This is a genomic window from Sphaerisporangium sp. NPDC051017, assembly GCF_040683095.1.
Taxonomy (GTDB): Bacteria; Actinomycetota; Actinomycetes; order Streptosporangiales; family Streptosporangiaceae; genus Sphaerisporangium.
Genome location: NZ_JBFBCI010000018.1, coordinates 96,608 through 121,072 on the forward strand (window position 1 = coordinate 96,608; position 24,465 = coordinate 121,072).

At 69.2% G+C, this 24,465-nt stretch carries 24 protein-coding genes and 1 pseudogene; 15 read left to right on the forward strand and 10 right to left on the reverse strand.

The annotated features are described in order from the left end of the window. The first annotated feature begins 14 nt into the window (after positions 1-14). Positions 15-1,664: an AMP-binding protein gene (locus AB0M95_RS17260; RefSeq protein ID WP_363765094.1), complete on the forward strand. Its 1,650-nt coding sequence runs from the start codon at positions 15-17 to the stop codon at positions 1,662-1,664. Positions 1,665-1,681: 17 nt separating this feature from the next. Here AB0M95_RS17260 and AB0M95_RS17265 read toward each other — a convergent pair whose 3' ends face one another. Then, positions 1,682-2,542, reverse strand: a complete 861-nt coding sequence (locus AB0M95_RS17265; RefSeq protein WP_363765097.1) for a DUF3152 domain-containing protein — start codon at positions 2,540-2,542, stop codon at positions 1,682-1,684. Between the two features lie 257 nt (positions 2,543-2,799). Between AB0M95_RS17265 and AB0M95_RS17270 the strand changes: the two genes are divergently transcribed. From AB0M95_RS17270 to AB0M95_RS17280, 3 genes are read left to right on the forward strand one after another with little or no spacing between them, the layout of a single operon-like run. After that, positions 2,800-3,024: a hypothetical protein gene (locus tag AB0M95_RS17270; protein ID WP_363765100.1), complete on the forward strand. Its 225-nt coding sequence runs from the start codon at positions 2,800-2,802 to the stop codon at positions 3,022-3,024. 14 nt (positions 3,025-3,038) lie between these two features. Next, entirely contained in the window at positions 3,039-4,838 is a 1,800-nt protein-coding gene (locus AB0M95_RS17275; protein ID WP_363765103.1) for a hypothetical protein, read from the forward strand. Then, positions 4,835-5,068, forward strand: a complete 234-nt coding sequence (locus tag AB0M95_RS17280; protein ID WP_363765106.1) for a hypothetical protein — start codon at positions 4,835-4,837, stop codon at positions 5,066-5,068. The genes AB0M95_RS17275 and AB0M95_RS17280 overlap by 4 nt, the downstream gene beginning before the upstream one ends. 103 nt (positions 5,069-5,171) lie before the next feature. Here the strand turns inward: AB0M95_RS17280 and AB0M95_RS17285 are convergent, their stop codons facing one another. Next, a complete protein-coding gene (locus tag AB0M95_RS17285) occupies positions 5,172-6,248 on the reverse strand; it encodes a hypothetical protein (RefSeq protein ID WP_363765109.1) in 1,077 nt (358 codons plus the stop codon). Positions 6,249-6,366: 118 nt separating this feature from the next. Beyond that, entirely contained in the window at positions 6,367-6,642 is a 276-nt protein-coding gene (locus AB0M95_RS17290) for a hypothetical protein (RefSeq protein ID WP_363765112.1), read from the reverse strand. A gap of 811 nt (positions 6,643-7,453) precedes the next feature. Here AB0M95_RS17290 and AB0M95_RS17295 point away from each other — a divergent pair. The 3 genes from AB0M95_RS17295 to AB0M95_RS17305 all read left to right on the forward strand — a co-directional run bounded on the left by AB0M95_RS17295 (position 7,454) and on the right by AB0M95_RS17305 (position 9,475). Further along, positions 7,454-8,383 (forward strand): hypothetical protein, encoded by a 930-nt coding sequence (locus AB0M95_RS17295; protein ID WP_363765115.1) that lies wholly within the window; start codon positions 7,454-7,456, stop codon positions 8,381-8,383. Further along, positions 8,380-8,553 carry a hypothetical protein gene (locus AB0M95_RS17300; protein ID WP_363765118.1) on the forward strand — a complete coding sequence of 58 codons (174 nt, stop codon included), beginning with the start codon at positions 8,380-8,382 and terminating at the stop codon, positions 8,551-8,553. The genes AB0M95_RS17295 and AB0M95_RS17300 overlap by 4 nt, the downstream gene beginning before the upstream one ends. A 187-nt stretch (positions 8,554-8,740) precedes the next feature. Then, entirely contained in the window at positions 8,741-9,475 is a 735-nt protein-coding gene (locus tag AB0M95_RS17305; RefSeq protein ID WP_363765121.1) for a hypothetical protein, read from the forward strand. Between the two features lie 180 nt (positions 9,476-9,655). Here AB0M95_RS17305 and AB0M95_RS17310 read toward each other — a convergent pair whose 3' ends face one another. Together AB0M95_RS17310 and AB0M95_RS17315 are read right to left on the reverse strand one after the other, a co-directional pair. Continuing rightward, entirely contained in the window at positions 9,656-10,942 is a 1,287-nt protein-coding gene (locus tag AB0M95_RS17310; RefSeq protein WP_363765124.1) for a hypothetical protein, read from the reverse strand. A gap of 250 nt (positions 10,943-11,192) precedes the next feature. Continuing rightward, complete coding sequence (locus AB0M95_RS17315; protein ID WP_363765127.1) at positions 11,193-11,903, reverse strand: NAD(P)-binding domain-containing protein; 711 nt, start codon at positions 11,901-11,903, stop codon at positions 11,193-11,195. Between the two features lie 305 nt (positions 11,904-12,208). Between AB0M95_RS17315 and AB0M95_RS17320 the strand changes: the two genes are divergently transcribed. Both AB0M95_RS17320 and AB0M95_RS17325 read left to right on the forward strand, forming a co-directional pair. After that, complete coding sequence (locus tag AB0M95_RS17320) at positions 12,209-12,946, forward strand: sulfite exporter TauE/SafE family protein (protein WP_363765130.1); 738 nt, start codon at positions 12,209-12,211, stop codon at positions 12,944-12,946. A 92-nt stretch (positions 12,947-13,038) separates the two neighbouring features. Beyond that, complete coding sequence (locus AB0M95_RS17325; RefSeq protein WP_363765132.1) at positions 13,039-13,902, forward strand: aldo/keto reductase; 864 nt, start codon at positions 13,039-13,041, stop codon at positions 13,900-13,902. An 82-nt stretch (positions 13,903-13,984) separates the two neighbouring features. On the opposite strand, the gene AB0M95_RS17330 is transcribed toward AB0M95_RS17325, so the two are convergent. Then, entirely contained in the window at positions 13,985-14,113 is a 129-nt protein-coding gene (locus AB0M95_RS17330) for a hypothetical protein (RefSeq protein ID WP_363765135.1), read from the reverse strand. Between the two features lie 76 nt (positions 14,114-14,189). Then, on the reverse strand, positions 14,190-15,278 hold the full coding sequence (locus AB0M95_RS17335; RefSeq protein ID WP_363765138.1) for a ThiF family adenylyltransferase: 1,089 nt from the start codon (positions 15,276-15,278) through the stop codon (positions 14,190-14,192). A gap of 344 nt (positions 15,279-15,622) precedes the next feature. Between AB0M95_RS17335 and AB0M95_RS17340 the strand changes: the two genes are divergently transcribed. Beyond that, positions 15,623-17,086: an IS66 family transposase gene (locus AB0M95_RS17340; protein ID WP_363765192.1), complete on the forward strand. Its 1,464-nt coding sequence runs from the start codon at positions 15,623-15,625 to the stop codon at positions 17,084-17,086. Positions 17,087-17,137: 51 nt separating this feature from the next. Continuing rightward, the gene (locus AB0M95_RS17345; protein WP_363765141.1) at positions 17,138-17,287 is read left to right on the forward strand and encodes a hypothetical protein; all 150 of its coding nucleotides are present in this window, start codon (positions 17,138-17,140) and stop codon (positions 17,285-17,287) included. Positions 17,288-17,432: 145 nt separating this feature from the next. Here the strand turns inward: AB0M95_RS17345 and AB0M95_RS17350 are convergent, their stop codons facing one another. Next, complete coding sequence (locus AB0M95_RS17350; RefSeq protein WP_358517854.1) at positions 17,433-17,786, reverse strand: MmcQ/YjbR family DNA-binding protein; 354 nt, start codon at positions 17,784-17,786, stop codon at positions 17,433-17,435. A gap of 130 nt (positions 17,787-17,916) precedes the next feature. Next, positions 17,917-19,767, reverse strand: a complete 1,851-nt coding sequence (locus AB0M95_RS17355) for an N-6 DNA methylase (RefSeq protein WP_363765144.1) — start codon at positions 19,765-19,767, stop codon at positions 17,917-17,919. A gap of 223 nt (positions 19,768-19,990) precedes the next feature. Here AB0M95_RS17355 and AB0M95_RS17360 point away from each other — a divergent pair, with 223 nt between their 5' ends. Then, positions 19,991-21,976 (forward strand): cellulase family glycosylhydrolase, encoded by a 1,986-nt coding sequence (locus AB0M95_RS17360; protein ID WP_363765147.1) that lies wholly within the window; start codon positions 19,991-19,993, stop codon positions 21,974-21,976. A gap of 73 nt (positions 21,977-22,049) precedes the next feature. Here the strand turns inward: AB0M95_RS17360 and AB0M95_RS17365 are convergent, their stop codons facing one another. Beyond that, positions 22,050-22,469 carry a CoA-binding protein gene (locus AB0M95_RS17365; RefSeq protein WP_363765150.1) on the reverse strand — a complete coding sequence of 140 codons (420 nt, stop codon included), beginning with the start codon at positions 22,467-22,469 and terminating at the stop codon, positions 22,050-22,052. Between the two features lie 341 nt (positions 22,470-22,810). Between AB0M95_RS17365 and AB0M95_RS17370 the strand changes: the two genes are divergently transcribed. The 3 genes and pseudogenes from AB0M95_RS17370 to AB0M95_RS17380 form a co-directional block, all read left to right on the forward strand. Continuing rightward, positions 22,811-23,497: a DUF433 domain-containing protein gene (locus tag AB0M95_RS17370; RefSeq protein ID WP_363765153.1), complete on the forward strand. Its 687-nt coding sequence runs from the start codon at positions 22,811-22,813 to the stop codon at positions 23,495-23,497. Positions 23,498-23,503: 6 nt separating this feature from the next. Beyond that, positions 23,504-23,941, forward strand: a complete 438-nt coding sequence (locus tag AB0M95_RS17375; RefSeq protein ID WP_363765156.1) for a hypothetical protein — start codon at positions 23,504-23,506, stop codon at positions 23,939-23,941. A 45-nt stretch (positions 23,942-23,986) separates the two neighbouring features. Further along, positions 23,987-24,427, forward strand: a pseudogene (locus AB0M95_RS17380) (restriction endonuclease); the annotation flags it as partial. Between the last annotated feature and the right edge of the window lie 38 nt (positions 24,428-24,465).

A 24,465-nucleotide genomic window follows, 5' to 3' on the forward strand; every position in this document is an offset into this window, starting at 1 on the left:
GATCGGGGGGAGCGATGCGGGAGCTGATCGCGGCGCTGAAGCCGCCCGCGGGGGAGCGGGCCGAGCGGTACCACGCGGAGGGCTGGTGGCGCGGGGAGACGTTCGCCGACGACCTGTGGGCCGCGGCGGCGGAGACGCCGGACAAGACGGCGTTCATCACCTGGCGCCACGCGGAACGGCGGGAGGTCACCCTCACCTACGGCGCGCTCGCCGGGTACGTGGCCCGGCTCTCGGAGGGGTTGCGTGATCTCGGGGTGGAGCCGGGGGACGCGGTCGCGTTCCAGCTTCCCAACTGGTGGGAGACCGCGGCGCTGCACCTCGCGTGCCTCGACGCGGGCGCGGTCTCCGTGCCGCTGATGATGACGCTGGGCGCGCGGGAGATGGAGCTGATCCTTTCCGGCACGCGGGCGCGCGTCTGCGTGGCCGCCGGGGAATGGGACGGGCGGCGTCCCGCCGAGCGCCTGGCCGAGTCGGCCGCCCGCCTGCCGTGCCTGCGCCACCGCGTGACCGTCGGCGCGGACGCCCTCCCCGGCACCGTCCCCTTCGATGACCTCCTCGGCGGCGACCCCGTCGACGGCGCCGCGCTCGGCGCGCGCCGAGCCGGGGGAAGGAACCCGGACGAGGTGTCCGTGGTGCTGTTCACCTCGGGGACCACCGGCGAGGTCAAGGGCGTCCTGCACACCCCGAACACCCAGTACGCCTCCGCCCGGCCACGGCAGCCCGGATTCCGCGACGTCCCGGACCCGCGGGTGGCCACGCCCGCCAACCTCACGCACTCGGTCGGGATGCGGACCGACGTGCTGCTGCCCCTGGTGGCGCGGTGTACGTCCGTGTTCGCCGACACCCGCGATCCGGATGTCTGGCTGGACCTGATGTCCCGGCACGGCGTCACCCACTTCCTCGCCGCGCCCGAGATGCTGAGACACCTGGTCGAGGCGCAGCGCCGCCGCCGTCGCCCGCTGCCGTGCCTGCGCGTGGTGACCAGTTCGGCCGCGCCGCTGCACCTCTCCCTCGTCGCGCCCATCCGGGAATGGCTGTCCCCGGGGCTCGTCAACGGCTACGGCATGACCGAGACCGGAGGCGTGACCATCACCTCGCCCGGCGACCCGCCCGGCTGGCCTGGGCACAGCATCGGCCGCCCCGCGCCGGGCCGCGAGGTCCGGCTCCTCCCGGGCCCCGGAGGCGAGCCGTCCCGTCTCCAGGTGCGTGGGCCGTCCGTGTGTGTGGGCACCTTCACGCTGCGCGACCTGCGCACGACCTGGACCCCGGACGACACCGACGGCTGGTTCGACACCGGCGACCTGGTGGCCGAGGACGGCCGCGGCGGCTTGACCTACCTGACCCGCGCGGCCGACCGCGTCGGGAGCCCGCTGCCGATCCCGGTGCTGGAGGTCGAGGACGAGCTGCTGCGCCACCCCGCCGTCGCCGACGTGGCCGTCATCGGCTGCGCGGACCGCGGGACCGGCACGGAGACCGTGTGCGCCGTCGTGGTGCCCGCCGGCCCGCCTCCCGACCTCACCGGCCTCCGCGAGCACCTCCTGCGGACCGGGATGACCGAGTGGTATCTGCCCACCCGCCTGGAATGCGTGGACGCGCTGCCCCGCAACGAGCTCGGCAAGGTGCGCAAGAACGAACTGCGCGCCCGCTTCGCCGGCGGGACGTAGCGCCTCGCCCGATCGGGTTACGGCCGCCGCTCGGCGGCGCCGGGGAACGGCCAGGGGTTGGGGCGGCAGCCCTGCAGGGAGATGGTCTGCTGGGTCATCACGGGGGCCAGGTCGCGCGGCGAGGGGCAGTTCTCGTGCCCGTGGCCGAGCGCGTGCCCGACCTCGTGGCTGATCACGTACTGCCGGTAGAGGGCCAGGTTCCCCCGATACCCAGGGGTGCCCGTCGCCCAGCGCCTCGCGTTGATCACCGAGCGGCGTCCGTTCCAGCAGGAGACGTCGCCCAGTGTGCGCAGTGGCAGGCACTGCCGGTCGGTGAACGTGGGGCTCGACAGGGACACGCGGAACCGTACCGGGCCGCTGTCGACCCGCTTGAACCGCATACGCCCGCCCGCTCCCCACCCGCGCGGGTCGTTGAGGGTCTTGTGCACCTGGGCGGCGAACTCGTCGGGATCGAACGGAAGGCCCTTCTCGACCTCCACCATGTACCGGACGAGCTGCCCCTTACGGCCCTTCGGCGGCCGGGCGACGCCGCGTACGAGCGTGTACGCGCCCTTCGCGGACCGGGGCACCTCGACCTCGTCCGGCCGTAACCCCTCCCCGCGGGAGTGACGGTGCCGCCTGCGGTCCGACAGCTCGTCGAAGTCCTCCTCGTCCTTGGTGGCGGGATCGAGGGTGACGCCGAGCGGCACGCCGTCCGCGACCGGGAAGGGGGACGGACTCGAAGTGCTCGCGGGCACGCCGTGGGAGACGGCGGCCTTCGGCGGGCCGGGGCTCCCGGCGCTCAGCGCGACCCCGCCCGCGACCACGGGAACGACGACCCCGGCCGCCCAGGCGAGCAACAGACCCGTCCGCCTCCATGGACCAGGGACAAGCGGCATATATTTCTCCGACCCCAAGGCTCGACGGCGATGATCGACGGCAAAGCCTAGTGCCCCCGAACACCCCAGGCGATTCAAGGGGAAGGCCGCACCACACGCACTGATGTGCTCCGCGTGGTCCTTGGCGTTGTCGGCGGAAAATCTGGCGGAGCATCTTGTGCCCTCCCCGTCCATAGGCCGCCAGGCGCTGTGGGGCTGTTCGCCGACCTCGCCGGATGAAGAAGCGATATGTAATGAAAAGGCTGCGGTCCAGGTAGGTGCATGAAAGAATCGATGAACTTGCGCTGGAACAGCAGTGGTATCAGACGACGTTCCTCCCGGTCCGGCACGTCGTCGTCGGGCAGCAGCGGCTGACGACCCTGCAGCTTCTACTGAACGCCGCCCAGTTCGTCACGGAGCGGCATGGCAGCCGATGGAATCGTGAGCACTGCAGGTGTTGCCGTGATACCTCCGCTGGCGAGCGTATCCGCGACGATACCTGAAAGCGTGCGCCCTCATGCCCCCGAACCCGACTCGCCTGTACCAGGCGGTCCTCTGCGACACGATCGCGCCGATCTCCCTCCGGCTCCGCCGCACCTTCGGCGAGTGGCTCGTCGGAAACGGACTACCGTCTCCTGATGCCGGAAAGCCTCTGCAGGAGTTCGGCACAGGCGGTACTCGCGTCCGGATGGAGCGCCGAGGCGACTGCGGCCGGTACGTCGTCGAGGAGCTGCGCGACGGAGCGCTGTTGCGCACCCGAGTCACCTACCACGAGCCCATCCCTGGGCTGACCGGCTGGGTGATCGTCACGGTGGAGGAGAACGGCGCGACAGGTGCGGGCCACGCGCCGGGCTTCCTCCCGGCGTACTTGCGCACCGCGCGGATCACGGACGGAGCCATCCACCTGACGGACGCGCCGGATGTCTACGACGAGCACGACGTCCCCCGGCTGATCCATGCCCTGACCGAGCACGATCGCCGGGTGCCGCTGGTCGTGGTGGCCCACGATCCGCAGGATCCGCAGGCCGCCATGGCAAGGGCCGGTCGTCTCGCCGCGGTGACAGCCGGTGCCGCCGTGGTGGTGCGCTTCGCTGACCTGCGCGCCCAGAACGGCTTCAATCATGTCGTCGGTCCGGATCTCGAGGTGTTCGGCGGTGGCATCCGCACCTACGTGGCGCCGTTCGACCCGAAGACCGAGCGCTATCCATATCGGCACCGGCCGATGGGCGGGGGCATGCTGCGTTCTCAGGGCGATCAGGCTCTCGAACTGGCAGCAGGGGGCATCATCGGGGAGACCGCGCGCCGCACGCTTCCCGAGGTCATCCAGCGTTCTTACCGGATGGTCTCCCGGATCCTCGTCGGCAAGGCCGAACCCGGCGACATCCGTGAGGTCCTCACGTCGCGGCCGACCGCTGTCAACCCGGAGAAAGAGGAACTTCGCCGCAAGATGATGGCGCTGACCGTGCGCCCCGCGCCGCCCGCGGGCGCCCGGTCAGCCGATACACCCGACTCGGTCGATGTGCCCGTCACGGCGGACTCGTCAGTGGTCCCCGAGAAGGTTCAACGACCGGATCGGCTCGTCGTCGAGCGGTCCGTCGTCCTAGAGGGCGGACCGGCCCCTGACGTCGCCGCGTTCGCACAAGCGGTCGCGGGCGTGGTGGTCGATGCCTTACGCGGCGAACTGGAGGCGACGCTCGAACTGGCGGCCAAAGACGGGAGCGACGGTTCGCAGAGCGGGCACCTGCTGCGCCAGATGCGCACGCTTGGCGCGCACGTCGACGGGCTGCGCGAGGTGGTTCTCGAGCAGCAACGCCGTGACGAACTGGGGGCCCAGGCGGCGGGGGAGGCGCTGCTCGCCGAAGCCGAAGGCGAGAGCGACCGGCTCGCGGCCGAGATCGACCGGCTTCGTACCGAGCACTACATCCTGCAGGACGAGTACGCCGAAGCCATGGCGAACGCCCGCAAGCTCCAAAAGCGCGTGCGCTGGCTGGAGGCCAGACTGGCCGCATCCGCCCAGCCGGCTTATGGTCTCGCCGCCGCGGAAACCGAATTCGAGCCGACCAGCCTCATGGACGCCCTGAACAGGGCCCGAGCAACGCTCTGCCATGTGGCGGTCGGGGACACCGACATGGCGGCGACGAAACTGGATCTCGCCTATCCGACGCTCACCCTGTGTGGGCCGCCAAGGCCTGGGACGCCCTCCGCGCATTGGACGCGTTCGCCAAGGCCAGGTCCTCGGGAGAGTTCGCCGGTGGGTTCCTGCAATGGTGTACGAGTACCGCGACCGTCACCATCCCCGCCGGTATGGTGGCCATGAGCGAATCCAGGACAGTGAACACCAACGGCAGGTACAGCACGAGCCGGGTCTTCGGAGTCCCCCAGGAGGTCCATCCGTCGGGGAGGGTGTTCATGGAGGCGCACATCAAGCTTCGCAAAGGTGGGGTTCCCGCGCCGCGTGTCCATTTCCACGACGACTCGGGTGGCGCCACGGGGAAGGTCTGGGTCGGCTACGTCGGAGATCACCTCCCGAACGCTCAGACGAACTGACCGACGTCCCGACGTTGTGGCTGCTTCCGCCGCAAAGGCGTTGGGAACACCCCGCTCGCATTTGCACGGTCCTGGCCGCCACGCACAGGCTCGGGAGTGAGAGTCAGACCGGAATGACCGTGGGCAGGGGCGGGGATGCGAACCAGCCGGGCTTGTGTTTCCGCAACAGGGCCTCGCCATCTCGCTCCCAGGAGAAGTTCGGCTTCTTGAGCAGCTTGCGGAACACTTGGCTGGCCTTGTCAGGGTCTTCGGCGGCGAGTCGCCGCAGCGGCACAGGCGAGACGTTCTCATCCCTCAGGTAACTCGTCACGACATCGCGGTACCGTCGGCGGACGATCATCTCCGGTTTGGCGAAGACCTCCTGCATCACGTCGAACTCCCGGTAGAAGCCCAAGCCGTCTTCCTTATCGAAGATGATCGCCGTGACATCGTCGGAGTCGAAGCCGAAACCAGGCAGGTCAGGGTCGGTCCACGGCCCGGACTTGCTGCCCGCGCGCTCGTAGTTGTGCCGGTAGAGCGCCATGATCTTCCCGTCTACCTCGCTTCCGGGGACGACGATCAGATCGTTGCCGTAGAGGTCGAGGAACGACTCGTGTTGGTGTGCCTGCATCTCGCGGGCCTGAGCGAGCTTCGCCGGGTTGCGGAAGACCATCTTGGGATTGGTCAGTTGGAGTTCCCGTACGCTCGCCAGCGCGGCGTGGGCGTCTTCCGAGGGGAAGGCCCTCGGGGTGCCACTGATCATCCAGTCGTCGCCGACCGGGACAACGGCGCCGATCATCACTGTGCCCGGGACGAGAAAGTACTCGATCCCTTCAGCGCCCATGTTGGAACGGATTCGGTAGGTCAGTTCGTCGATGTGGTTGAAAGCGACGACGCCGTCGGTTCCGTAAGGCTCCTTGCTCTCGAAGACGCCGATCACGTAGTCCGACCACGACAACAGCAGCGCCCGGCTCTCACCGGAGGATCGCTCGGCGAAGATTTCCAGGACGGTCTGGCCGGATCTCTGGCGCCGGGTGAAGATGAATGATTCCAGGACTACGGAGAGGTCCGCCTCGTCGTTGATGACCCCATCAGGGAAGATCGCCGAGATTGCCTTCTCCAGATCTCGCCCGAACCGCGGCGACAATGCGAATTGCACCAGTTCGCCCTTGAGGCCGCCGGCCAGCTCCATCAGATCCACTGAGTCCCTCCCCGATTGCTTCGGCCGCGCCTAACCTATCGAGGGGGACGTCGGCGATGGTGCGGATCTTCCAGCCCGCCGCCGTCTCTACTACGCCTGGCGGTGGCCTTGGGACAGCTCATAGGCGAACGCACGACCACCGATCCCCAGCAGGCAGGGCGTGCGCCTCGGCCTTGAGGAGCCAGAGCCTCGATTCGGAGCGGATCTTCATCAGGGTCGGCGTGCCGCGTGGTACTCGCTCGCGTTCCTCCTCAGAACGGCTGCCGCGGAGTTCCTCGATGTCGACCCACGAGAACTCATCGCGGGCGTGCACCCCGGGCCACACCGTGAGGGAAAGGCGCTCTACGCCTTTCTCGCGGACGCGCTGGAGAACGGGGCCGGGTTCAGCACGCATCTTCGGATTTCACCGCACACGTCTCGGCATTCCTCGGCGGCCTGGCCAGACCCGATCATGCTGACACCTGTCAGACGTCATGCTACGGCTGTCTGCGTGACTACAACAACATGGTGTTCCACCCGCTCTTGGACTGGCGGCTGGGCTCTGACCTGTTCGCCGTCCTGTCGGGTGGCCGACTAACCTTGGGAAGTGCGGCTCTCGAGCGTGAGCGGCGGTCGCTGGACGGGCTGCGGGCGCTCTACGACGGAACGGTTCTTCCGGCCGATGCCGCGATGATCGGCATACGAGCGCGTCGTGTCCCGTACGCCGTCGTCGCCCGGCCCCCTCTGGAAGCGTGTGACTCAAGCCTGGTGAGTTCCCGTCTTGCCTCCGCGCTGGACACGGCCGTCGCCCACGCCGGTGAACCGTCGCGAGTCATCGTCACCGATTGGTTCACAGCCGAACGAAGTCCTTTGCTCGTCGTCCAGCAGGTGGGGCGTCGGCGCCAACGAGGACGTCGTTGATGGTTTCTTAACGGCGCTGGACGCGCTGGAACGGAAAGCGCGAGAGTGGTGGGACATGACATGGCGGGATCCATCCTCTGCGGCTACGTTTTCGGCCACGCCATAAAACTAATTCGGGTATTTCTGTGCTCATGTGCCCCCATGATGCTGATTTGAGCTGTCCAAGAGCGGTTGCAATCATTAGCATCACCTTTCACGGCGCGATCAGGATTCGCGTGGTTCAGGGCGGCACCCGATTCCGATTCGGCCAGTGTGAGTCCGTCGTTCCCCCAAGCAGGGGCAAGCATTCGAAAGGGAGTCGGAACGTGGTCGTCTCCATGGTCAAGTCGATCAGACAGGCCGCTCGGAACCAGAGCACGCAGGAGGTGCTCGCGCGGCGGTTCGCGGCTATGGAGGTGCGTGCCAACGCCGAGCGTGAAGGACAGGAGATCGCGCGGCGCAGGGTTTACGACGAGGCACTGGTGCCCTTCTCCGAGGTGTTCTCACGTCTGAAGAACGTGGACCTGGCCGAGTTGGCCGACATCGGCGACCTTGTCGAGGCGGACCTGCCGGACGTGGAACTGCGCGAAGTCCGGCTCAACGCGGTTGGCGCGATGGGGGCCCTGGCGGGGGGTGTGGCTGCTGGCGCCGGGATCGGCGCGCTCGCTTACACGGCGGTGGGGGCGTTCGCGGCGGCGTCCACCGGGACGGCGATCTCGACGCTGTCGGGTGCTGCGGCGACCAGCGCGACGCTGGCATGGCTCGGCGGTGGTTCTCTCGCCGCGGGCGGGGGTGGTGTCGCGGCAGGGACGATGGTGCTGACCGGCATCGTGGCGTTGCCGATCGTGGTGTCCCTCGCCGGGTTCGTCGAGTGGAGGGGGCGAAAGGCCCTCAGCCAACAGGACGAGGTCCAGGCGGAGCTGGCCAAGGTCGCCGCCGAGCTGGATCGGGTGGAGGTGTCGGCGGACGAAGTATGTGCCCGCAGCCGGGCCATTCGGCATCTGCTGGACGACGCGCGTGCAGCACTCGTGGAGAGGGTCTCGGCTCTGCGAAGGCTGCTGGAGGAAGAAGACGACTACACGCGCCTGACTCAGGCCGAGCGTACCCAGGTGGGGACCATGGTCTCGTTGGCCACCACCGTCGTCGCGGTGATGAGCACACGTATCGCCGACGACGAGGGCCAGGTCACCGACCTCTCCGAGAGAGTCGTCACCGACGCCCGTGCGCGTTTGAGCTTACTGGCGGGGGTACGGTGACCGAGGAGGCAGAGCCGCCGTCGCGGACGTTGTCGCCGGGCGGGGTGGACGCCGCCGCATGGGCCGTGGCAGCGGTGGCCGGCCGTCGGCTGGCGCAGGCCACGGTGGAGGAGTTCGACCTGTGGATGGCTAACAGCAACGCCGTGCTGTCCCTGGACCCCAACTGGTGACGAATTGACGGGCGCATTGCCGAGCCGGCCCTGAATGTCGGGGGACAAAGGTGCGTACACGCTCAAGGCGGTTCCCTGTTATCAAGCGCGGAGATGAGGGAACGTTCGGTCATTGTTGCACCAAAGCGCTAATCTCATCGGAGTGTGACCGTATGGCCTCGGCTGGTATCACCCCAGGAGGTTCGTCATGCCGCAGCTCGCCTTCGCCAACAGCTTCTGGGAGAGCTATGACGTCCTGGAAAAGCCGGTCAAAGCCGGTCTGCACAAGGCGATGGCGAAATTCCAGCAACTCACCATCGCCGAGTTGCACGCCGACAAGGGGCTGCACCTCGAGTCGGTGGAGCAGGCCCGCGACCCCCGGATGCGGACGATCCGCGTCACCGACTCCTGGCGCGGCATCGTGCTGGCGCCCGACGACGGAAGCGACACGTTCCTGCTGATCAACGTCGTACCGCACAAGGAGGCCTACGGCTGGGCTTCCAAGCGCCTGTGCACCGTCAACACCGCCACACGCGGTCTGGAGGTGCGGAACGTGGTCGCCATCGAGCAGCTCACCCCGTCCCTGGAGAAGGCCGCAGCCGAGGCGCCGGCACTGTTGTTCTCCGGCTACTCCGACCATGTGCTGCGTGAGCTCGGGATCGACGACCAGGTGATGCGCGCGGCGCGGACGATCATCGGCAAGGCACAGCTCGAGGCATTCGGCGCCCTGCTCCCCGAGGACCAGTTCGAGGTCCTGCAGTACCTGGCCGAGGGCTTCTCGCCCGAGGAGGTCTACCGGGACGTCGTCACCGAGCGCGCGCCGGCCGGCACCGCCCCCGACTCCTCCAAGAGCCTCGCGGCGGCGATCGCGAACACGTCCGGCCGCATCACGGTCGTCACCGGTCCCGATCATCTCGCCGAAATCCTCGACAGGCGAGGGTGACGAGAGCTCACAGGCCGGCTCGTCGCCGCGGGGCGAACAACCTCACGTCGCCGGATCCCCGATGAACGGGCCGAGGCGGTGGCGCTGGTGCTATGGAGCGGGGGCGGCCGGGTCCTTCCTCTCACGTCCAGCGGACCGAGGGGGCGCCCCCTCGTCCATGAGCGGCACGAGTCCGGTTCGTCAGCCGGTCGTGATGGCGATTCCGGGGAAGGCGGCGGTCGCGTTGCTCCACGGGGCGTAGTAGAGCCGCCAGGAGCAGAGGCGGCCGGTGGTGACGTAGCCGGTGCACGGGACCTGATTGCTGGTGTCGATGGCGGAGATCACTCCCAGCGCGTACTGCTGGGTGGTGCTGGACGGCTCGGGGGTCTCCACCGGGCCCCCGCTGTCACCCTGGCCGGCCGCGTTCTTGCGCGTCGTGTTCTCCACTTGGGCCAGGCCGGTGAGAACGCCGTTCGCGAGGTTGATTGTGACGCCGGTCCGTATCACCTGGCAGAGGCAGATGGTGCCCGAGTAGGCGCCGGAGGTGCAGAGGTACATGCCCACGTAGGAGCCGGTGGTGCCGATGACCGGGTTGTCGAACTCCGGCGTCACGGTGCCGGGGTTGTTGTTGTAGACCCTGCCCGTGGTGGTGGCGCGGATCAGCATCACGTCGCGGGTCTTGTCGGTGTAGGCGACGGGGCCGATCCTCTCGCCGGTCGGGTCGATGGCGACCTGTCCGGCGGTGGCACAGTGGGCCGCGGACAGCATCCAGCTCGCGCCGCCGTAGGTGACGGCCCAGCCTGTCGAGCAGCCGATCCCGGTGGCGGTGGTGGTCCGCCAGGCCGCGCCGCCCCGCCAGGGCGCGGTGTCGTCCCAGCGGTGGGCCGGGGCCGGTGTGACGCCGGCTTCCACGGTGACCGGCACCGCCGAGGCGGCGAGCGCCGAGCGGGTCACGCCCCGGTCGGCCACGGAGGCCGTCAGGCCGGAGCCGTCGGCGTTCGGCGCGATCGAGGTGATCGCGCCGCCGGACGCGCGGGCGAGGCGGTTCATCTCGCTCTCCAGCTCGCGGGCCGAGTAGGCCGCGGGCAGGACGCTGACCGGGACGTCCTCGCGCAGCTCGCGCAGCAGGGCACCGATGGCCCCGGGGGTGGTCCCCTTCCAGTAGACGCGCAGTTCGCGGTTCTCGGGCGCGGCGACGATGCCGGCGAACCCGGTGTCACCGCGCGTCCCGACGGCGGCGGTGATCCGGTCGGCGGCCTTGACCAGCCTCTGCTGGGTGGTCAGCAGGTCCTTCCAGGAGGCGAAGCCGCCCGGGATCTCGCCGGTCGGCTCGACGGCCCGGGTGGTGGCGTCCGTGACGGCAGCGGGCTCGGGGGCCGCGGCGGCCTGGGCCGGGCCGGTCGTGACCACGGCGACGGCGACGCTCAGCGCCACTGCCAGACGACGGGTGGCTCGCGGGGCTCTTGCGGTGATCGGGGGTGTTTTCACCGAATGCTCCTCTATGCCTTACTCGGGGGGATGCATCCGGTATTCCATGCATTTACGGTGTAATCAATGTCTTGACCGGGTTATCCCTCTCTGGTAAAGCCGCGGGTCACCGCATTTCAGCGTGACACCGCAGACGGGCATGCGGTGGCGGTTCCCCTCGGCCATCCCGAATCGCCGTACCCCCTCGGCTCCGCCTCCGCGCCTCGCCGCCGTTCGCGGCGAGGCGGTGTGACGGTCTCGCGGACGAGCGTCAGCCCTCCGCGGTGTCGTGATAGCGGCGGGCGGCCAGGAGGGCGGCGCGGATGGCGGCGGCGTCGCCCGGGGAGCCGGGGTCGTCGCCGGTGACGCCCGTGCCCTGCGGGTACTTCGCGTACGGCACGGCGTAGGCGGGGGTGTCGCGCTGGAAGCGCCATCCCTCCGCGAGCGACCCGGCGTCCACGGCGTCGAAGCCGAGGATGTCCAGGAGCGTGGTGGCCGCGGCCTTGGCGGCGGGGTCGTCGCCGGCGATCGGCAGGGCGGAGCGGTCCTCGGCGCCGGCGGGACGGGCGAGGGCGGCCAGGTGCTTGAAGTAGATGTTGTTGAACGCCTTGACGACCTTGGCGCCGGGCAGGCGCCGCTGGAGGAGCTCGCTGGTGGTGGTCTCCTCGCTGTCCAGTTCGGGGAAGCGGCCGTCGCGCTGCGGATAGTAGTTGCCGGTGTCCAGGACGACCTTGCCGGCCAGCGGTTCCACCGGCACTTGGTCGTACGCCTTCAGCGGGATGGTCACCACCACCCAGTCCCCGGCGGCCGCGGCCTCGGCCGGGGTGGCGGCCCGGGCGTGCGGGCCGAGTTCTTCGACGAGTGCGGACAGGGTGTCCGGGCCGCGGGAGTTGCTCAGGACGACGTCCAGGCCGGCGGCGACTGCCAGCCGGGCGAGCGTGCCGCCGATGTACCCGCTGCCGATCAATCCGAGGGTAGCCATGACGACGACAACCACGCCCCCGGCCGCCGCTATTCCTATCGGGTGGAAGGGTTTTATCGCGCGCCGCGCGCAGAGGTCCGCCGTCCTGGCGGACGGACGGTCGGTGGCGGACGGGCGGCGGGCCGGGTCGCCCGGCGGCCTCGGTGAGGTCGGCGTAATAGGAGTTATGATCCTTCCGTCCAGTTTTCCTCCACTGGCGTTTGTGTAGCCCTGCCGATGAACGTCTGCATGGTGTCCGGCACCGAGCGAAAGGTCGCTATGCGCTCATCGGCCGGTCGGCGCCGGCCCGCCCGTGGGCGAGGCTGATGCCGTCCCTCGATCTCGCGCAGTGGGCCATCCTGGTCTTCTCGCTGGTCCTCGTCGGGTTCTCCAAGACCGGCGTCTCGGGGACGGGCACCGTGGCCATCGCGCTGTTCGCGCTCGTGCTGCCGACGAAGAGCTCGACCGGCGTGTTGCTGCCGTTGCTCCTGGTCGGCGACGTCGTGGCCGTCGCCTCCTACCGCCGGCACGCGGACTGGCCGAGGCTGCTCAGGCTGTTCCCGTGGGTGGCGGCCGGTGTGGTGGTGGGGGCCCTCGTCGTCCGGTGGGTGGACGACGCGCAGATGAGACGGCTGATCGGCACGATCCTCCTGGTGATCGTCGCCGCCCACCTGTGGAACCGCCGCCGCGGCCCCGAGAACTCGCTCGCCCACAACCGCACGGTGGCGGCGCTGGCGGGCGTCTTCGCCGGGTTCGCGACGATGACGGCCAACGCCGCGGGGCCGATCATGGCGATCTACCTGCTGGCTACGGGCCTGCCCGTCCTGAACTTCCTCGGCACCAGCGCGTGGTTCTTTCTCACGATCAACGCGTTCAAGGTGCCGTTCAGCGTCGCCCTCGGCCTCATCACCCCCGCCACCCTCGCGTTCGCCGCGGTGACGGCCCCCGCCGTCCTCGCCGGCGCCGCCGCCGGGCGCCTGCTGATCGGCCGCATCGACCGGACGTGGTTCGAGCGTGTGACCGTGACCCTCACCGTCGTCGCGGCGATCCGCCTCCTGTTCTGAGCGCCCGCGTCCTTGATCGGTTGGACAGCCTCCTCGCCGAGGCGGTTGACTGTGGCGAACGCAGAAGGTGATCCTCGCGGAGGAGAGTTGCCATGCAGACTCGCCGTGTCGGCGATGTCCAGGTCGGCGCCGTCGGGCTCGGCGGCATGCCGATGTCCGTCGAGGGGCGGCCCGAGGACGAGAGCCGGTCGATCGCGACCATCCACGCCGCCCTGGACGCCGGCGTGACGTTGATCGACACCGCCGACGCCTACCACCTGCACGCGGACGAGGTCGGCCACAACGAGTCGCTCATCGCCCGCGCCCTCGCCTCGTACGGGGGCGACACCACGGACGTCCTGGTCGCCACCAAGGGCGGCCACCTGCGCCCGGGCGACGGCACGTGGACGGTGAACGGCTCGCCGGACTACCTCAAGCAGGCCTGCGAGGCGTCGCTCAAGCGGCTCGGCGTCGAGGCCATCGGTCTTTACCAGTTCCACCGGCCCGATCCCCGCGTTCCGTACGAGGAGTCGGTGGGCGCCATCCGCGACCTGTTGGACGCGGGGAAGATCCGTCTCGCGGGCATCTCGAACGCGAACCCGGATCAGATCCGCCAGGCGCGGGACATCCTGGGCGGCCGTCTGGCCGGCGTCCAGAACGAGTTCTCTCTCGCGTTCCGCTCCAGCGAGCCCGAGTTGGAGCTGTGCGACGAGCTGGGCATCACCTTCCTGCCGTGGAGCCCCTTCGGCGGCATCCGCCAGGCGGGGCGGCTCGGGTCGCGGTTCGCCGCCGGCGCCGAGATCGCCGAGGCGCACGGGGTGAGCCCCTACCAGGTGACCCTCGCCTGGATGCTCGCCAAGTCGCCCGTCGTGATCCCGATCCCCGGCGCCTCACGCCCGGAGACGATCCGCGACTCGGCAGCCGCCGCCGACCTGACCCTGACCGCCGACGAGCTGGCCCGCCTGGACGCCTCCTGAGCGTCCGGGGAGGGGACTCCGGCTTCCCGAAGCCGGCGGAACCGGTCCATGGTTCCTCCGATTCCGAGGCCCGCCGGCAGGATCAGTTGGAATTCCCGTAGCTGTCGACGACGGTTTCGGTCTTGTCGAGCCGGCGGATGGTGACGGTCGCCCTCACCGCTTCGTCGCGGGCGTTCTCGGAGGCCTGGAGTTCGCTTTCCCCATTTATCATGGCCGGCCTTCCGTGGAGAGGAATCGCGGTTTCGCCGCATGGACGAGTCCGATCTTCCAGTCCTCTTCGAAAAGGGTCAAGACCTTTCACTGCCGGGCCCGCAGACCGGGCAGTCGTCGAGGGAGGGGTGCCGGACGTCGACGAGCTGGTCGGGAGCGATCAGGTTCACGCCGCCGACGCGTCCTGCCGGGATGGGCGGCACGCCGGTGAGCTGCGTGATCACCGCGTGTGCCACCAGATGGCCGGAGATCCCCGCCGACGTGGCGATCACTCCGGGCCCGCCCAGGTCGGCCGGGGTGCCGGGACGCCGCCGGGCCTGCTCGCCCGCGCTGACGCACTCGTAGCACGGACGGCCGGGCGCGAAGACGCCGACCGTCACCAGCGGCCCGTTGTACCCGCCGCCCGCCCAGGGGATGCCCGCCTGTGCGCACGCCCGGTTCGCCCACACCCGCAGGCCGTGCCCGCGTGGCTCGTCGGCGCACAGCGCCAGCATGTCGGCGTCCGCGATCAGCCGGGCGAGCTGCTCGACGCTTTCGACGCGGCGGCGGTCGCCGATGATCGTCACGTCCGAGTTGACCTCGCGCAGACGGCGCACGGCGACCTCGGCCTTGGCCCGGCCGACATCCGCCTCGCCGTAGAGGCACTGCCGGCTGAGGTTCGACGGTTCCACGACGTCGGGGTCCACGCAGTGCAGGCGGCCGACGCCCGCGGCGGCGAGCGCCCAGGCCGTGTGGCTGCCGGTGCCGCCGAGCCCGAGCACGACCACGCGGGCGTTCCTGAGCGCGAGTTGCGCCTCCCAGCCGTGCTTGCGGGGGGTCAGGTCGACGCGGCGGAAGTAGTCGTGGTTCCTGCTGTAGCGGTCGCGCTCCCGGGGGCTGAGCTCGGGTGGGGGAGTGGCCGCGGCGTCCTCGACGTAGCCGCTGGCGACGAGCTGGGTGACCACGGACTCGGCCTGGGTCGCCGTCATTTCCGGAAATATCCCGCTCAAGAGGGAGATGACCTCCGCGGTCGGCAGGGTGCCGTCCATGAGCGAGAGCGCCGTCCACACCCACCCGTCCGGGTCGTCGATCTCCGCGGCCACGCCGTATATCTCGCCGCCGATGCGCACGGTTCCGTCGGCGTACCGGTGCGGACGATGCTCGGCCTTCACCCGGGGACGTCGCACGTACGATCACCTCCTGTCCGGCCGATCCGGACTTCGGTGATCATTACATGGCCGTGGATCTTCGAATAACCACGGGTCGTCATTTATGCATATGAGGCATACGAAACGCAGACATCTCCTGACACGGGCCCGCAATGGCGTGGGCATCGGACAATTGGGACGATCCGTAACCCGGGATTGTGGCACGCGCTAATACGCCGCCATTACCTGGGAAAGAATCTCATGGTGGACAGATGGAAAGTTGCCTATACGCGCCTCGCGCGGGTGACTATTCACGTTCCTTCTTCCCAACGGCTTGCACGACGGTATGTGCGTGATCCCGCTCGTGGGATGATCTTTGGGTGATGTCGATCGAGGGCGAGCGACCGTCGTACGGCGAGCTCGTGGTCTTGGTCGGAGCGCTAACCGCGCGGCTGGATGCTCTGGAGGCGGAGAACGCCCAGCTCAAAGCAGCCAACGCTGCGCTTCGCGAGGAGAATGCCGAGTTGCGGCGGCAGGTGGGGCGTAACTCACGCAACTCCTCGCAGCCGCCGTCGGCCGATGGTCTGGCCAAGCCGCCGCCGAGGTCGATGCGGGGCAGGAGCGGCCGCGGGCCCGGTAAGCGGCCGGGTGCGTCGGGAACCGCGTTGATGCAGGTCGCGAATCCGACACGGCGGGTGTCGCATGTTCCGGACGCGTGTGGCGGATGCGGGTCTGCCCTGGCCGGTGCATCCCCAGCGGGTCAGCCGGTGATCCGGCAGGTCTTCGACATCCCCGAGATTCGTGTTGAGGTCACCGCGCACGAATTGCATGCCCTGGCCTGCGCGGGGTGCGGGAGCGTCACGCGCGCTCAGGCTCCGGCGTTCGCCACGGCTCCGGCGGTTTACGGGCCGCGTGTCAGCGCGGTGGCCGCCTACCTGTCGGCCCGGCATCACATCCCGGTGGGCAGGATCGGCGAGATCCTCGCCGATCTGGCCGGGATCGAGGTATCGACCGGGTGGATCAGCGATGCGGTCAGGAGGATGGCCGAGGTCCTGGCTCCGGCCAACGCGCGGATTCGCGACGCGATCGCGGCCGCGCCCGTCGCGCACTTCGACGAGAGCGTCACCCGCGTCGGTGGCAAGAACCACTGGCTGCACGTGGCGGCCACCACCACGTTGACCGCTTACCACATCGACGTCCACGGGCGTGGCACCGACTCGATCGTCGCGTTCGGGATCCTGCCTCGCTTCGCCGGGGTCGCCGTTCATGATGCCTACCGTTCCTACCAGGCCTTCGACGGCTGCGCGCATGCTTTGTGCAATGCGCACATCATCCGTGAGGCCGCCGGGATCGGTGAGTTCGACGCGACCGCCCGGTCCGAGGGCTGGGCCGGGGCGCTGGTGAATCTGCTCGGGGACGGTTACCGGTGGGTGGCGGCGTGGCGGGAGAAGGGACATCGTCAGCTACCGGACTTCAAGCTCGATGATCTGCGGCGACGCTTCGATGACCTGGTCGAACGGGCGTTGGCCGCGCATCCACCGCGCGGGACGGGTAAACAGAGCCCGGCTCGGAACCTGGCGCTGCGCCTACGGGACCGCAGGGATGAGGTGTTGCGGTTCGCCGCCGATTTCACCGTTGCGTACTCCAACAACGTGGCAGAGCAGGCCATTCGTATGATCAAAACGAAGATCAAGGTCAGCGGCGGTTTCCGCACGCTCAGGGGCGCCCAGATTTTCCTGGCCGTCCGCGGCTACATCTCCACCGTCCGTAAGAACGGTCTCCGCGCCGCTCACGCGCTTCACAACGCGCTGCTCGGCGACCCCTGGACGCCCGCACTCACGCAATAACCTGAATAGTCACCTCGCGCGTTCTGTAGAAGCCACCTATTAGGAGCTTTCATGTCCGAGGTGTCGGCGGCTCTCCAACGGCTCATCGAGATCCGCGGCCGGAACCTGCCCATCGTCCAACGCGAGACCGAACGCTGGCAGGCCGTCGACGCCCTGCTGGAGGACTGCAGAACACAGCCCCTAGATCGCTACACAGCCTAGGAGTCGCGCCCGGGCCCGTTCCCGCAGACCGACACGCCTTCGCGGCGGTACCCTCGCCGCCGCCCGGGGCGTAGCCGGTGTGTCCAGGGACCGGTGTCCGGGCACCGGTAGGTCCAGGCACAGGTATGTCCGGGGACCGATGTGTCTAGGGAGAGGCGCGACCGGCCTCGTGCGCCTCCACCAGCTGTTTGGGAGCCGTCAGGCACCACGCCTCGGTGACCAGCTCGAACAGCTCGTCCGGCTCGATCTTCGCCAAACGCACCACGACCCACCCGAACCGCCCGGCGGTGAACTGCACCTCGAACACCTCGGGCCGCTCCGCCACCAGCGCGATCTGTTCCTCGATCGTCGCCTTCAGCCCGACCGTCTCCGTCTTCTCCCAGAGGTACCCGAACCCCTTGCCTCGCACCTTCAGCGCGACCCACTCACCTCCGTCGCTCTGCTTCACCTCGGGAAGCTCGTCCAACATCCCCAAGAACTCGTCGACACTCACGCCCATGGCCCACATCTACCAGACTCCACCGACAGGAATCCGAGCCCCCCGAACCGCCCCGACCAGGACGATCTCGACGCCCACCGACCTGCCACGTAGATCACACCCGAGCCCTTCGGTGACGGAGGCGCGGCGGTCAGCTCGGTGACCCGGGATTCAGCGCACCGGTGGTGAGTCCGAGCAGGACGGAGGCGGCGGCCACCTGGCCGGATCCATTCGCCCCGCGTAGCTCGGCTTCGAAGGCGAAGAGGTTCCGGAACGCCTCTCCGTACCTGCGCTGGTCGTCCAGCGGAAGCCGGGGCACCTGGGCACGCCGGGTGTCGAATCGCGTCAGCCCCGGTTGGGTGCCCCCGGCCGGCGCCGGTGAGCTGCGGACGAACCCCGCGAGGAAGTACGGGTCGAGGCGCTCCGGATCAGGCCGGAGAAGGGTGAGGCGCGGCCCGAGCAGCAGGCCGGCCTCATCCACGACCCGGACCGCCACCTCCCGGTCCCGCGTCGCGACCACCACGTCACCCGGAAGGATCGCGATCCTGTTCTCCGGCCGTGTGCGGTTGGTGGCAGGCCCTCCCGCGAACAGGTGACCGGCTTCCAGCACGAACTCGCCCGTGCCGTCCACGTCGTAGCGGCCGGACTGCTGGACGGTGAGCGCGCCGGTGCGTTCCAGCTCGGTGAGCGGCATCATCGGCACGTCCCGGGGACGGCTGGGGGACACCTCGGGCATCAGCGCCGCGAGGCGTTCGAGCCGGCTCAGGAAATCGGTGCGGAACGCGGGGTAGTCGCCCGCGGTCGCGTCCGCCACCCCTACGTGCCTCGCCGGGCTGATGTCGATGTCCTCGTCGATCAGATCGATGATCGGGACGGTACGGGTCTCGCCGGGCACATCGAGAACGCGATCCGGATCCTCCCGGAAGCGGCGCCATCGCTCGACCACGGCGTCGAACGTGGCCGGTTCCGCCGTGGACATCAGCACGCGCGACGGCGTGCGGCCGTCACCGGCCGGCCTGCGCAGCACCCAGATGTGCACGGGAAGGCCGGTGCCCGGGGCCATCTTCGGCGGAAGCCCGATCACGGCCTGGACGGCGCCGCGGCGCAGCAGGTTGCTTCGTATCCGGCGGCCGGATCGCCGGTTCGCGGCGATCTCCGGCATCAGCATGACCGCGACGCCGCCGGGCCGCAGGTGGGCGAGCGCGTGCTGGACCCACGCCAGCTCCGACTCCGACTTGGGCGGCAGCCCGTACTCCCAGCGCGGGTCGCTCGCCAGTTCCTCGTATCCCCAGTTGCGCTCGTTGAACGGGGGATGGCACACCACCGCGTCCGCGGTCACGCCGGGCCAGGCGTCCTGGCGGAGGGAGTCGCCCGTCCTGATCACGCCGTCGACCCCGGCCAGGGACAGGCGCGTCTGGGCCAGTCGCGCGAGCGCGGGGTCGGACTCCTGCCCGTAGGCGTGTTCCGTCCCGTTCATCGTCGCCAGGAGCACTCCGAGCCCGCAGGCCGGATCCAGGACCGTACCGACGTCCGGCCCGGCCAGTCTCGCCATGAAGTGCGCCAGTTCGATCGGTGTTTCCGCCAGTCGCCGGGAGTGCACGTCGGCGTAGCGGTCGAGCAGAAACCGGCTCGCCTCCTCGGCCCCCTGTTCCGCGGCGTACTGCTGGAGCAGCGTCCACGCGGGCCGCGGCACCGAACGAGGCTTCCCCACGCCCCGCAGCAATTCGGCGGCCTCGGCGACCACCTCACCGAGCCGGAGATCGTCCGCGGCGGTCCTGATCTGCTGCCAGACGCGTTCGGCGAGGGGCAGTTCCTCGACCTTGCCCTGGCCGAGCAGCCACGCCTCCACGTCCTTGAGGGCGAAGGTGGGGCTGGTCGGCGTCCCGCCGACGGGCTCGGGGAAGTCCTCGTACCGGCGCCGCCAGTTGCTCACGGCCGCCCGTCCGACACCCGCCATGCGTGCGATGTCGGCCGAGGTGACGGTCGCGCCGTCTCCGCTCATCGCCGGCCTCCCGGTCTCGCCCCTGACGTGCGCCCACGTCAGCACATCCGTTGTGGATGCAAAGCTAGCCTAGAAGGCCGCGTTCGAGCGACTACGCGCGACCCGCACGTGTACGGCATTCACGACACGATATTCCCGCCTCCGGCCCCGGCGGGCTGGTGCGATCGGGTGGTCTGGCTCACCATGAGGGCAGGGAAGCGGATCTCGTCGATGGAGGCGATCGGTGAGAAGGTCCATCGTCATGTCGTCACTGGCCGTCGCGACGCTCGTCGCCCTCGTGTGGGCGCCGGGAGCGGTGGAGGCCCGGAGCGTCGCTCAGCCGCCCGGGGTTCGCACCGCCGGTACGGTCCCGGGGCGCACCGCCGGTACGGCCCCGGCGTCCACCGCCGGTACGGTCCCGGGGGGTGTCGAGGTGGCGGCCGCGTGGACGCCGCCGCTCAGCACGCGGGGACGCTACATCGTCGACGCGAACGGCAACCGCTTCAAGCTCAAATCGGGGAGCTGGCACGGTGCCAGCGGCACGTGGACCGGATCGGGTGACGTCGGCGACCCCGCGAACCACCACGCCGGCGAGAAGTCCGACCAGATGCCACTGGGCCTGGACCGAGCGCCCATGTCCGAGATCGTCGCCGCCTTCGGGGAACTGGGCCTGAACAGCGTCCGGCTGCCGTTCTCCAACGAGATGATCCACGACCAGCGCGCCGTGCCGGACGCGTCCGTCGCGGCGAACCCCGAGCTGAGGGGGAAGACTCCGCTCCAGGTCTACGACGCCGCGGTCCAGGCGCTCACCGGGGCGGGGCTGGCGGTGATCCTCAACAATCACACCAACACGTCCCGCTGGTGCTGCGGGGTGGACGGCAACGAGCGCTGGAACGCGAGCCAGACGGCCGACCAGTGGCAGAACGACTGGTTGTTCATGGCGCGCCGCTACAAGGACAACCAGCGGGTCGTCGGCGCGGACCTGTACAACGAGGTGCGCCGCTCGGTCCTGGACGACCCCAACTGGGGCCTCGGCGACGGCCATGACTGGTACAGCGCCTCGCAACGGGTGGGCGACCGCATCCTGCAGGAGGCCGACCCCGACCTACTGATCATCGTCGAGGGCATCAACTGGACGGGCATCCCCATCGACGGGTTTCCGCACGAGCGTCCCACCCTGGAGCCTGTCCAGCGGCTCTCGCACACGCTGGTGAAGTCCAACAAGCTGGTGTACTCCGCCCACTTCTACGGCTACACCGGCCCCAGGCACAGCGGGGCGACGGGTATAGGCGAGACCTCCGACCCGCGCTATCAGGACCTCAGCCGGGACGAGCTGTACGACGTGCTCCGCCGGCAGGCGTTCTACGTCGCCGCGGAACCGGACGCGCATTTCACCGCACCCGTCTGGATCAGCGAGTTCGGCGTCGGAGGCCGCGACGAGGCCGGGGCGAAGCCCCGCGCGTGGTTCGCCGATTTCGTGGACTACCTCATCGCCACCGACGCCGACTTCGCCTACTGGCCCCTCGTCGGCTGGAACGACAACCGGAGGGGCAACGGCTGGGCGCTCATGCACTGGGACGCGGCGGGCAGGCGGATGGGCCTGTTCGACGGCGATGACTGGCGGGCCGCCGCCTGGACCAGGCTGGTGAACGCCCCGGGCCGGACCGGCCAGGTCGCGCCGGTCGCCGGCTGGTCCATGCTCACCCTCGACTTCAGCGACTTCAACCAGTCTCTGCGAATGCGCGCGGTGAGCGACTGGGACTCCGGAGCGCGCAAGGCGTCGTGCCCGGACGGCCGGCGGCTCGCCGGCCTGAGCCATACGGGCAACCGCGGCCTGTGCACGGACGTCTCCGCCGGCGACCTGTGGGCGTCGTCCGGCGGCTACGAGGTCGTCCGCGACGAGCGGCACGTGGGGCAGGGCGACTGGGCATCGGGCTACACCAAACTTCAGTGCCCGCAAGGCAGCTTCCTGATCGGCTACGCCGTCCGCGGCGCGGCCCTGTCCAGCGGCCTGTGCGCGCAGTCCTCCGTACCGCTCGGTATGACCGGCCGCACCGTGTGGTTCGACCGTGGCGACAACCGCCCCGGCGGTGCCAACGGGAGAGAGTTCGCGTACGGGCACTACAAGGGGCAGTGCGCCAACGACGAGTACGCGGCCGGAATCGCCTACACCGGCCGCGTCGGCTCCAGGAAGACCCCCGACGCGCTTCTGTGCCGCAAGCTGGTGTAGCCGCGGCCGGGGGTGTCCGAAAGCGGGTCGTAAGGCGTGTCCCAAGGTCCCAGGGGCGTGTCCGATGGCGGTGTCAGTCGCCCCGGCGCAGCGCCCACTCGACCGCCGGGCAGCGGTTCATGACGACGTCCAGTCCGGCGTCGAGGGCACGCTGCGCCGCGGCCTCGTCGATGACGCCGAGCGGGAGCCACACGGCACCAGCGCCCACCGCGATCGCCTCGTCGACCGCCTGCCCGGCGTACTCGGACCGCCGGTACACGCCGACGACGTCCACTTTGGCCGGCACCTCGGCCAAGGACGCGTACCCCGGCTCGTCCAGCACGGTCCTGGCGGCAGGGTGGACCGGGATGATGCGCTTGCCCCTCATCTGGAGCAGGCGGGCCTGCTCGTAGGCCGTACGGTGCGGGTCGTCGCCGAGCCCGACGAACGCCCATGTCGCCGACTCGCCGAGCAACCGCTCGATGACGCGCTCATCCGCGAAGTTGTCGTCCATGTCCTCGTCAACGCGGGAGGCACTTCCCGGCTTCCCGGCCTGTTGTCAGGGCTGTCATCGGTGGTTTCGTTGGGGACGGCGAGTGCGCTTCGACCCGCTGGGCGCGCGGGGCGGTGCCCGGTTGCAGCTCATACGGACAGCGAAGTCGGAGGTGTCGTCAGGTGTTCTCCGCCAATGCCGGCGAGCGATGGCATGACCGAGAGAATTCACGCTGATACTCTGAGTGTCGGTTCCCTGGAATCTTCGGCAAATGGAGCGTCACTACTCGTGAAGAGGCCACCCCTAGGAGGACAGGGGCGACATCCCGGCATATCCTCCGCATCGAGAGGGAGTGATCGCTGATGGGGACGATTCGTGTGCTTGAACGGCAGGTGATGAGCGTGCGGGCAGCCGCACGGCAGCTCCGCATCCCTCCGACAACCCTGATCCATTGGCTTGAAGGTGAAGAGCGGCAAGGCCGTTTCTATCCACCTGTCCTTCGGGAGGAGCCCACCGGGAGCCACGACGTGACGTGGGGCGAGATCGTGGAGGCCCGTTACCTCCGGGCGTATCGTCAGCGCAATGTGTCCATGCAGAAGTTGCGCCCCCTGATCGCCAACCTGCGTCGTGAGTTCGGAGTGCCCTATCCTTTGGCACACTTCAAGCCGTTCGTCGACAGCCGGCGCCGGTTCTTGCTGGAGATTCAGGATCAGCTCGACATCCCGGCGGGACTGCGCATGGTGTATCAGGTAAGCGACAACCAGTTCGTGCTGGACCACCGGGTTATCGACTTCCTCGACCGGGTGGACTTCAGCGAGACCGGCGATCGGGAAGCCCAACGTATCCACCCCTTGGGGCGGAATTCTCCCGTCGTCATAGACCCACTGCTGTCATCGGGGGCCGCGACCGTACAAGGCGTGCGTACCGAGGTTCTCGCCGAACTCGCGGATGCTCAGGTCCCCGTGGAAGAGATCGCCGAGGACTTCAGCCTTCCGGTCACCGCCGTCAAGGCGGCGCTCGCATACGAATGGTATCCGGATGCCGCCTGAGGTGCCATGAAGCTGGTCAAACCCCGCTGGTATGTCGACGCCGACACCCTTGGTCTGGCCCACATCCTCATCCGTGCTCGCAGGGATGTGACCTTCTGCGGTGATGAAGGTCTACGCCACCGAAAGTCCTGGACGATGGCTCCTTGCGTGATCGAGGACACGGCAACCCCCGACGACATCTGGATCCCGCAGGTCACCGCCCTCGGACTCGCGATCATCACCCGTGACAAGCACATCGAGATGCGCACCGCGGAGAAGAACGCCGTCCTCGCGGCCCGTGCGCGGATGTTCGCGATCACCTCTGAGGAGAGCCTCGATGCGTGGGGGTTGCTCGAGGTCGTCGTGACCCAGTGGCGTCACATGGAGGAGGCCGCCGAAAAGCCAGGGTCTTACATCTACTCGGTGACCCGCTCAGGCATCAGAGAAATCACGCTGACTTCCTGAATCCTCAGGATGAACGAGGCGAGGTCCCTCGTAAACTGACAGGCCATGGACTGGGTCGAGCGGGTCGCCGGAGTCCGGCGGTGGACGCGCAATGGCGAACGGGCGCCGCACAAGCCGCTTCTGCTGCTCTACGCCCTCGGCCGGTTCCAACGCCACGGCGGCGGGCCGATCCCTTTCAGCACGGCGGAAGCCGACCTCGCTCGCCTGCTCAAGGAGTTCGGGCCGCCCCGGAAGACCAGCCCCGGCTACCCCTTCCACCACCTGACCAGCGACGGCCTCTGGCTCGTGGAGACCGCGGACGGACTGGGCAGCCCCGGCGCGGATCTCCGCCGCCTGCGTGACACGCACGCGTCCGGCAGACTCCACCCCGACCTCCTGCGCGCCCTCTCCGACGACTCCCAGTTGGTGGTCCGCCTCGCGCGTCACCTGCTGGAGGCCAACTTCGAGCCTTCCCTGCACCCCGACATGTGCCAGCTCACCGGCCTGGGCGCCCGAATTACGGTGAATGGCGCATGCCGTGCCTG

Bases quoted from the DNA above. Each gene is read 5' to 3' on its own strand.
- AB0M95_RS17260 (WP_363765094.1), top strand. From the start codon at position 15: ATGCGGGAGCTGATCGCGGCGCTGAAGCCGCCCGCGGGGGAGCGGGCC.
- AB0M95_RS17265 (WP_363765097.1), bottom strand. From the start codon at position 2,542: ATGCCGCTTGTCCCTGGTCCATGGAGGCGGACGGGTCTGTTGCTCGCC.
- AB0M95_RS17275 (WP_363765103.1), top strand. From the start codon at position 3,039: ATGCCCCCGAACCCGACTCGCCTGTACCAGGCGGTCCTCTGCGACACG.
- AB0M95_RS17280 (WP_363765106.1), top strand. From the start codon at position 4,835: ATGAGCGAATCCAGGACAGTGAACACCAACGGCAGGTACAGCACGAGC.
- AB0M95_RS17290 (WP_363765112.1), bottom strand. From the start codon at position 6,642: ATGCGTGCTGAACCCGGCCCCGTTCTCCAGCGCGTCCGCGAGAAAGGC.
- AB0M95_RS17305 (WP_363765121.1), top strand. From the start codon at position 8,741: ATGCCGCAGCTCGCCTTCGCCAACAGCTTCTGGGAGAGCTATGACGTC.
- AB0M95_RS17315 (WP_363765127.1), bottom strand. From the start codon at position 11,903: ATGGCTACCCTCGGATTGATCGGCAGCGGGTACATCGGCGGCACGCTC.
- AB0M95_RS17320 (WP_363765130.1), top strand. From the start codon at position 12,209: ATGCCGTCCCTCGATCTCGCGCAGTGGGCCATCCTGGTCTTCTCGCTG.
- AB0M95_RS17325 (WP_363765132.1), top strand. From the start codon at position 13,039: ATGCAGACTCGCCGTGTCGGCGATGTCCAGGTCGGCGCCGTCGGGCTC.
- AB0M95_RS17330 (WP_363765135.1), bottom strand. From the start codon at position 14,113: ATGATAAATGGGGAAAGCGAACTCCAGGCCTCCGAGAACGCCCGCGAC.
- AB0M95_RS17340 (WP_363765192.1), top strand. From the start codon at position 15,623: ATGTCGATCGAGGGCGAGCGACCGTCGTACGGCGAGCTCGTGGTCTTG.
- AB0M95_RS17345 (WP_363765141.1), top strand. From the start codon at position 17,138: ATGTCCGAGGTGTCGGCGGCTCTCCAACGGCTCATCGAGATCCGCGGC.
- AB0M95_RS17350 (WP_358517854.1), bottom strand. From the start codon at position 17,786: ATGGGCGTGAGTGTCGACGAGTTCTTGGGGATGTTGGACGAGCTTCCC.
- AB0M95_RS17355 (WP_363765144.1), bottom strand. From the start codon at position 19,767: ATGAGCGGAGACGGCGCGACCGTCACCTCGGCCGACATCGCACGCATG.
- AB0M95_RS17365 (WP_363765150.1), bottom strand. From the start codon at position 22,469: ATGGACGACAACTTCGCGGATGAGCGCGTCATCGAGCGGTTGCTCGGC.
- AB0M95_RS17370 (WP_363765153.1), top strand. From the start codon at position 22,811: ATGGGGACGATTCGTGTGCTTGAACGGCAGGTGATGAGCGTGCGGGCA.
- AB0M95_RS17375 (WP_363765156.1), top strand. From the start codon at position 23,504: ATGAAGCTGGTCAAACCCCGCTGGTATGTCGACGCCGACACCCTTGGT.